This window comes from Vicinamibacteria bacterium (assembly GCA_035620555.1).
In the GTDB taxonomy this organism is placed as follows: domain Bacteria; phylum Acidobacteriota; class Vicinamibacteria; order Marinacidobacterales; family SMYC01; genus DASPGQ01.
The window spans coordinates 1-8,172 of sequence record DASPGQ010000774.1; the positions used below are offsets into that span (position 1 = coordinate 1).

7 protein-coding genes are annotated in these 8,172 nt (G+C 63.3%); 3 read left to right on the forward strand and 4 right to left on the reverse strand.

Annotated elements, in window-relative coordinates; genetic code table 11:
* Positions 1-17: 17 nt before the first annotated feature.
* The 4 genes from VEK15_31295 to VEK15_31310 form a co-directional block, all read right to left on the reverse strand.
* Positions 18-380 carry a hypothetical protein gene (locus VEK15_31295; protein ID HXV65222.1) on the reverse strand — a complete coding sequence of 121 codons (363 nt, stop codon included), beginning with the start codon at positions 378-380 and terminating at the stop codon, positions 18-20.
* A complete protein-coding gene (locus VEK15_31300) occupies positions 380-751 on the reverse strand; it encodes a DUF5674 family protein (GenBank protein ID HXV65223.1) in 372 nt (123 codons plus the stop codon). Before VEK15_31300 ends, VEK15_31295 begins: the two co-directional genes overlap by 1 nt.
* Positions 752-829: 78 nt before the next feature.
* Positions 830-2,599: a M20/M25/M40 family metallo-hydrolase gene (locus VEK15_31305; GenBank protein ID HXV65224.1), complete on the reverse strand. Its 1,770-nt coding sequence runs from the start codon at positions 2,597-2,599 to the stop codon at positions 830-832.
* Positions 2,596-3,702, reverse strand: a complete 1,107-nt coding sequence (locus tag VEK15_31310; GenBank protein HXV65225.1) for a hypothetical protein — start codon at positions 3,700-3,702, stop codon at positions 2,596-2,598. Before VEK15_31310 ends, VEK15_31305 begins: the two co-directional genes overlap by 4 nt.
* A 77-nt stretch (positions 3,703-3,779) precedes the next feature.
* Here VEK15_31310 and VEK15_31315 point away from each other — a divergent pair, with 77 nt between their 5' ends.
* The 3 genes from VEK15_31315 to VEK15_31325 form a co-directional block, all read left to right on the forward strand.
* Complete coding sequence (locus tag VEK15_31315) at positions 3,780-5,591, forward strand: UbiD family decarboxylase (protein ID HXV65226.1); 1,812 nt, start codon at positions 3,780-3,782, stop codon at positions 5,589-5,591.
* Positions 5,592-5,617: 26 nt separating this feature from the next.
* Complete coding sequence (locus tag VEK15_31320; GenBank protein ID HXV65227.1) at positions 5,618-7,402, forward strand: peptidylprolyl isomerase; 1,785 nt, start codon at positions 5,618-5,620, stop codon at positions 7,400-7,402.
* Positions 7,403-7,551: 149 nt separating this feature from the next.
* Positions 7,552-8,172 (forward strand): nicotinate phosphoribosyltransferase (locus VEK15_31325; protein HXV65228.1); only part of this gene is annotated, 621 nt, incomplete at its 3' end.

Here is an 8,172-nt window from a genome sequence, read left to right on the forward strand (position 1 = left end):
CTTCGTCGAACCAGCAGCTAGAAAGCATCGGACGCGGCGCCCCTGAGATACCGAATCTGGAGGGATGCCTCCGGCGTGAAACGGAGCAGACACCGGAAAGCGGATCGGTGGTCGTCGGGTCGCGACGTTTTATGAAGGTAGAGCTCGGCGATGCAGTCCCGCCAGCGGAGAAGCTCGCTGCGTAGAGTCGGTTTCGTCTGTGTCCGAACGGTCAAGTCGGTGAGTTGTAGTACCCGCTCGTAGCAGGTCTTGATCTTCTCCACGTCCTTAGAGGCAACGAGCGACGACCCTCGATTCATTTCGTTTGCAATCATGAGAATCTGCTGGTCGAACGTAAACTGCGACCAACGCTCCTCGCTGAGCTCCGAATGCTGGGGCATCAGAGCTCTTCGCCAGCTCCGATGAGAGCGAATGTGATCTCGCGCACCATCTCCCTCGTGTTGGGATCCTGTATCTCCATGCTGGGATTGTTCTGGGAGGGCCTGATATTAATGAGCGCGGTGTATTCGATGCACTGGTCCGGTCCGCGGCCCGGATAGTAGTTTGCTCCCCAGAGGTCTCGCTGCTGGCTGCCGGAATCCAGCAGAAGCAGCTCTGCATCCGCGTGAAGTTCCCCCCCGATGGCGGCCATTCGCCTTCGGACATCGACCACATACTTGACCATGTCACGAAAGTAGGTCTCCACGAGGCGGGCAAGATCACCTCGATCGATACGCGACGAGACGATCAGGATGCCCCGTGGATCTGCCATCGTTGACGATTGTACTGGATGCGGACGGGCCGAGCACGACCTCGTTTAATCCGGTCGGCAGACGAGCTTCTGAACACCTCACTCGCGCGCCCGGGGCGTGAGCTTTGTCTCCTGACGCTCGCCATCTCTCAGAAAAACCACGGTCACCGGCTCACCGACCTTGACGACGTCGAGCGCGAACGTGTAATCGTAGATATTCGTGATCTTCTGTCCCGCCATCTCGACGATGACGTCCCCCGCCTGAAGACCCGCCTCCTCGGCGGGGCCGCCCTCGATGACCCCGCTCAGGAGAAGACCGTCGACTTCGGTCGTGTAGTCCGGTATCGTCCCGGTGAAGGCGCGCAGGGTATCTCGGCTGCCTCCCGATTGTTGTTTCCGAGCCACTTTGACGAACTCGGGGCGCTCGTTCAGCTCCGAAAGCTTCCGCGCGAGGAGCGTGCCGAAGTCGACGACCCGGCCGAGGTCGTCGTAATTGATCAGCTCGGGACGGTCCGCCGGCCGATGGTACTCGGAATGGCTTCCGGTGAAGAAGTTGATCGAGGGGATCGACGCCTGGTTGAAGCTCGTCACATCGGTCGGAAGATAGGGGTCTTCACTGAGCTCGATATCGAACCCGATCGGCACGTTGGTCTGCTCGACGAGGCGAGGCCAGACGGGACTCGTCCCTACGGCCTGGAGGACGAGCTTGTTGTCACGCATCCGCCCCACCATGTCGAAGTTGACGTAGGCGACGATCTTCTCGGTAGGTATGGCCTGAGACCTCACGAAATCGGTTGAGCCCAGAAGTCCGAGCTCTTCGCCCGACCAGAACGCGACCGCCACCGAGGACGAGAGCTCGACGTTTCGCAAGCGCTCGGCGATGCTCAAAACTGCAGAGACCCCCGAGGCGTTGTCGTCGGCCCCTGCATGCACCTTTCCCGCTTCGTCTTTCCTCGCAAGGGAGTTTCCGTCTCCGCCTCGGCCCAGGTGATCGAAGTGGGCCCCGAGCACCACGAAGCGATCGAGGTCCTTGCCAGGGATGATGCCGGCGACATTGCTTCCGGTCTTGGTCTCGCGCTCGAGTCGCACGTCCAGCTTCACCTCGACGTTCTCGAGGGCGAACCCCGAAACGTGCGGGTTCGCGGTGTCGAGCTCCTTTTGGACGTCGGAGAGGATCTTGCCCGAGGGAGCGAGAAGTTTGTCGGCGACCTCACTCGTGATGCTCGCGGCCACGATGCCGGATCCCGCAGCGGCCGTATCGAAGCTCATGCCCACGAGCTCCCCCGCATTCGGCGAGCGGGGTCCGGTGACGACCAGCAGCCCCTTCGCGCCACGCTCGCGGGCGCCCAGCGCTTTGAATCGGAGGCCCGAATAGCGGGCGAGCACGCTCTTGACATCGGCGGACGCGTCCTCGGGGAAGTAGCGCAGAACGAGAACGATCTTTCCCTCCACGTCGAGCCCGTGATAGCTGTCGTAACCAAAGCTCTGGCTCTCGGGAACGGTGATTCCGTAACCCGCGAACACGACTTCCCCCGAAACCTCCCCCGTGTCCGAGAAAGACATTCCCCGGAGCCCGGAAGCGGGCGCGGCCCAATCGCCGATCGAAAACGTCGAGCCCATGTCCTTCACGCCGGCGGTGAAAGGAAACGGCAGGCGAAAGTCCGACTGGCCAGGAATTGGACGCAGGCCCAGTCGCTTCAATTCGGAAACGAGGTAGTCGGCAGCCCGACTCGCCCCATCCGTACCCGTGAGGCGCCCCTCCATCGTTTCCGCGGCGAGCGCCGTGACATGCGTCTCCACGTCCACCGACTGGCCCCATGCCACACCCAGCGAGAGCGACCACAGGGCGACGGCGGGCGCAGATTTCATGGGACAGCCCCCCCTCGAACGGGAGAAGCCTCGAGCGCTTCGATGGCCCGTTCGTGGTTCCAGCTCGCGAGAAAAATCTGTCCGCCGCTTCCGCCGGCGCGGTTCGAAGTCCAGGCGAGCTGACGGCCGTCGGGCGAAGGCACGGGGAGCGCGTCGAACCCGTCCGTGTAGGTGACGCGCACGGGCTCCTTCTCACCTTCGATATCCACGATGTAAATCTCGAAATTGGTGAACCCCAGCTTGTTGGAGGCGAAGAAGACGTACTCGCCCGAGGGATGAGCGTAGGGGGCCCAGCTCATCGCACCAAAATCCGTGAGCTGACGCACGTCAGTACCATCGGGCTTCATGGTGAAAACGTCGGCAACGAGGCCGTCTTCGTCGAATCGCCGCCAAACGATTCTCGATCCATCGGCGACGAAAAAGGGTCCCCCGTCGTAACCCGGAACGTCCGTGAGCCTCCTCAGACCGGAGCCGTCCGCTCTCATGAGGTAGAGATCGCCGAAATAGGAGGGGTTCACTTCGAGCAGATTCCGTTCCTTCTCGGTCAGGTCGCGGTCATAGGCCCCACGCGTGGAGGTGAAGACGATCCACGCGCCGTCGGGCGAATAGCTCGCCTCGGCGTCGTATCCGCGGACGTCGGTCAGTCTCTTCAGGACGCCTTCCTTTCGCTCGTAGACGTAGAGCTCCATCTCCGGATCGTAGTCCCAGGCGTAACGGCGTTCCTTGCCCGATTCTCGCAGCTCCAGCTCCTCCTTCTGGAGAGCTTCGGTGTGCGGATCGTGGTGGGTCGAAGCGAAGAGTATGTTCCCCGTCCCCACTTGGAAGAACGGGCAGGTCGTCTTTCCCATCCCGGGTGAGATGCGAACGGTATCGCCCGTCGTCAGGTCGAGCTCGTAGATCTGGTAAAAGGGATTGCCCGGCTCGCGCTCGCTCTGGAAAACCAAACGCTTCCCGTCGGGCGAAAAGTATCCCTCGCCGGCTCGGCGTCCCTCGAACGTGAGTCTGCGGATTCCGGTGAGAAAATCCTTCTCCGCATAGTCTCCTCCGAGAACGCTTGCAGCGGAACCACACAGAAACAGACCGAGCCAGGCGGCAGCTCTCATACGGCGCCCATTGTAAACCAAACGAGAGGCCTCTCTTGACTCGGCGGGGCCAGAGCCCAAGAATCACCGCCGGGCCCATGGGTTACAAGAGCCTCGCCGCCTGCGTCGCCGATCTCGAACGCCACGGACATCTCGTACGGGTTCGAGAAGAAGTGAATCCCTACCTCGAGATGGCGGAGATCCAGCGCCGGGCGTATGTTGCCGGTGCTCCCGCATTGCTGTTCGAGCAGGTCAAGGGGTGTCGATTCTCCTGCGTTTCCAACCTCTTCGGAACGCTGGATCGCGCCCGCTTCATCTTTCGCGACAGTCTCGACGCGGTCAAACGGATCGTCCAGATCAAGGCCGACCCGGCTTCTGCCTGGAGGCGACCACTCACTCTTGCAGCCGCTCCGTTCACGGCGGTCTCATCGCTTCCCCGACACGTCGGTCGGGCCCCGGTGCTTCGCCATCGAGCCCGAATCGAGGACCTTCCCCACATCACGAGCTGGCCCGATGACGGCGGCCCTTTCGTCACCCTTCCCCAGGTGTACACGGAGCATCCCGACAGCCCGGGCGTCGGATCCTCGAACCTGGGGATGTACCGCATCCAGCTATCCGGCAACCGCTATCGAACCGGCATCGAGGTCGGTCTCCACTATCAGATCCATCGCGGAATCGGCGTACATCACGCCGCCGCCGTCCGGCGTGGCGAGCCGCTTCGAGCGAGCGTTTTCGTGGGAGGCCCACCGGCACATACACTCGCCGCGGTGATGCCCTTGCCCGAAGGTCTGAGCGAGCTTCTGTTTGCCGGGATGCTCAACCGAAGGCGCTTTCGCTTCGCCCGAGCCGGCCAATACGTCGTCTCCGCGGACGCGGATTTCGTCATCACCGGCTCCATCGACCCCGAGCGTACGCTCCCCGAGGGTCCTTTTGGCGACCACCTCGGCTACTACAGCCTCACGCACGAGTTTCCCGTGCTCGAGGTCGAGGCGGTGTTTCACCGCGAGGGCGCACTCTGGCCATTCACCGTCGTGGGCCGGCCGCCTCAGGAGGATACGAGCTTTGGAAAACTCATCCACGAGATCACCGAGCCCCTGGTGCCGGTGGAACTGCCCGGGGTCAAGGCCATCCACGCGGTCGATGCCGCCGGGGTGCACCCCCTTCTACTCGCCATCGGAAGCGAGCGCTACGTGCCCTACGGCGAGCGAGTGCCTCAGGAGATTCTGACGTGCGCCAACGCTCTGCTGGGCTTCGGCCAGTGCTCGCTGGCAAAATACCTGTTCATCGTCGCCCACGAGGACGACCCAGCTCTCGACGTCCACGACGTCGAGGCGTTTCTGCGCCACGCGCTCGAGCGCGTGGACCTGACGCGCGACCTTCACTTTCAGACGCGAACGACGATCGACACCCTCGACTATTCCGGGACCGGGCTCAATGCGGGCTCGAAGCTGGTCATCGCCGCGGCGGGACGAAAGAAACGCGAGCTCGCCACCGAGGCACCGGACGGTCTCGCCCGTGCCCGGACGGTTTTTCCGGGGGTCCTCGTGCTCGAAACGCCGCGGTTCCGCGGCTACGAGGAACAGGAGGCCGAGATGGAGGCACTTTCCCATCGCCTCTCGACCGCGGCTCTCGAGGGATTCCCCCTCATCGTTCTGGTGGACGACGCCGAGCAGGCGGCCGAGAGTCTGCGCAACTTCCTGTGGGTCACGTTTACCCGGTCGAACCCGTCACATGACGTCCATGGTGTCGAGAGCTTCTCTCGGCACAAGCACTGGGGTTGCCAGGGACCGCTCATCATCGACGCGAGGCTGAAGCCCCATCACGCCCCGCCACTGGAGGAGGACCCCACCGTGTCGAAACGCGTCGACGCGCTCGCGAGCAGGGGGAAGAGCCTTCACGGTATTCTTTAGCCGATGTTCCTTGTCGGGTTGCCCCAGTGATCGAAGCGGTATTGGCTCTGTTCGTCCAGTGGCCGCTCGACCACCGCCTTCTCGCGATCGAAGACGCCCGCGACGATGAGGCGCCCCTCGTCGAGGCGCTGGAGAAGCATCCCGTCCAGGCCATTCGCGCCCTGGGACGTTTCGAGCGACCGGAGCTCTCGAGACACGTGGTGCCCTTCCTTGCATCCCCGGAGCCCGACATTCGCGTCGAGGCCGCCAACGCGCTCGCTCAGATGAAAGCGCCCCACTCGCTTCGCCCCTATCTCGAGCGTGAACGAGATCCCCGGGTGCGCTCCGCCCTCTACGAGGCCATTGGACGGCTCGAAGAAGCTAACGAAGACGTGTTTCTGCCTGGATTGGAGGAGGAGCCCATACGATTCGGCGCCGCCAAGGGTCTCGAGACCGCTCTGCGGCGCCAGGATCGAAAGCCCTCGCCGCGAACGGTGGAGAGACTCGCCCGGGTCGTGCGAGACGCTGGATCGGAGACCCGCCGTCTCGCTCTCGCGTCGCTGCTACGAGCCGAATCGACTCCCGAGGACGTTCTCGAGCTCGCATTCGCGGATCCGGATCCTCAGGTCAGGAGGCTCGCGGTGATTGGACTCGGCGAAGCGCGCCGGGATCCTTCTTACCTCGTTCGCTACGAAGGTCTTCGCGTCGCGTTCGATTGCGCTCTCGCCGAACGCTCCCTCTCCGACGAGAGCGATCACGTCGTTTTGCTCGCCATCGATCGGCTCGCCGAGGGTTGCGACCCGGCCCCGCTGGAGCCCTTGGTCCGTGGGTCGTCGGACTGGCGGAAGGCTTCGCACGCGCTCGTTTCGCTCGCGAAGCTCCGGCCCGACGCCGCCCGAGCGGAGCTGCCTCGTTTCGCCTCGCATCCGGCGTGGCAGGCCCGAGTGTACGCCGCGCGAGCGGCCAAGCACCTCGAGGCCGAAAAGACCCTCGAGTCGCTGCGTGCCGATCCTCACCCCAACGTCGTCGCCGAAGCACTCGTGACCCCCGAGGACGCGGTGGCGGCGCTGGGCTCCGACGACTACGGATTGCTCGTGACCGCGCTCGGAATTCTCGAAGGATGGAAGAGCGACGAAGTGGCCGCGTCGGTGATGCTCGACGCACTCGAGCGGGTCTCGTCGCAAAGGCGACACACGTCTCGCGATCCTCGGCGTCTGTTGCTCGAACGTCTGCGGGACTCTCCCGCGCCGAGAGACGAGCTCCGCTACCTCATCTCGGACTTCGATCCGGCTATCGCAGGCCTCGCCGCGGATCTGCTCGGCGAGAGACCGCAGACGACGCGCTTCGCGCCGACTCCCCTTCCCGACGAGGAGTACCTGCTCGGACTCCATGGCGCGCGGGCCCGCATCGAAATGAAGGAGGCAGGGACCTTCATCGTCGAGCTCCTTCCTGAAGTCGCACCTTTGACCGTTGCCCAGTTCGCCCGCCTCGCCGAATCGGGATACTACGACGGGTTGACGTTCCACCGGATCGTGCCAAACTTCGTGCTCCAGGGCGGGAGCCCCGGCGCCAACGAATACGTGGGGAGGCCGGAGTACATCCGTGACGAGGTGTCGACTCTCTCACACGAGCGCGGGACCCTCGGGATCTCGACACGGGGCCGCGACACGGGAGACAGTCAAATCTTCATCAACCTCGTGGACAACTTTCGGCTCGATCACAACTACACTGTTTTCGCCAGAGTCGTGGAGGGCATGGACAACGTCGACCGAATTCTCGAGGGCGACATCATGGAGCGTGTGGCGATCCGGCGTGCCGACGATGAGCATTAAAGAGTACTCAATGCCGTGGCGGGACCCGTGATCGACCGGCCGCCACGGCTCGGGCTGCTTACGGCGCGGCGGGCGCGCCGGGCTCGCTCCGCTCGCGCAGGGTGGGTTGAGTTTTTCATCACCCTGCCCAAAAGCATTTCGAGACCGACGTGAACTGGGTAGATGACGACAATGTAGCGCTCCTCACGGATCTCTACGAGCTGACGATGCTCCAGGCCTACTGGCGGGAGGGCATGGAAGACGAAGCGGTGTTCAGCCTCTTCACCCGGGATCTTCCCCCGGAGCGCAACTATCTCGTCGCTTGCGGCCTGGACGATGCGTTGCAGTATCTCGAAAATTTCCGCTTCTCCGAGTCTTGCTGCTCCGAGCTCTCCCGGCTAGAGGGTTTTTCTCGCGAGTTCATCGATTGGCTGGGGCAGCTCCGCTTCACCGGAAGCGTCTACGCCGTCCCCGAGGGAACTCCCATGTTCGATAACGAGCCTCTCCTCGAGGTCGTCGCGCCTCTCCCCGAAGCGCAGATTGTCGAGAGTTTCCTTCTGAACCTGGTGCATTTCCAAACCATCGTCGCATCCAAAGCGAGTCGCGTGGTGACGGCTGCGGGTAATCGGCGCATCGTCGACTTCGGTATGAGGCGCATGCACGGCGCCGACGCAGCGCTGAAGGCCTCGAGAGCCCTCTACATCGCCGGCATTTCCGCCACGAGCAACGTCCTCGCTGGCCTCGTCTATGGCATTCCCGTTGCGGGAACGATGGCTCACAGCTACATCCAG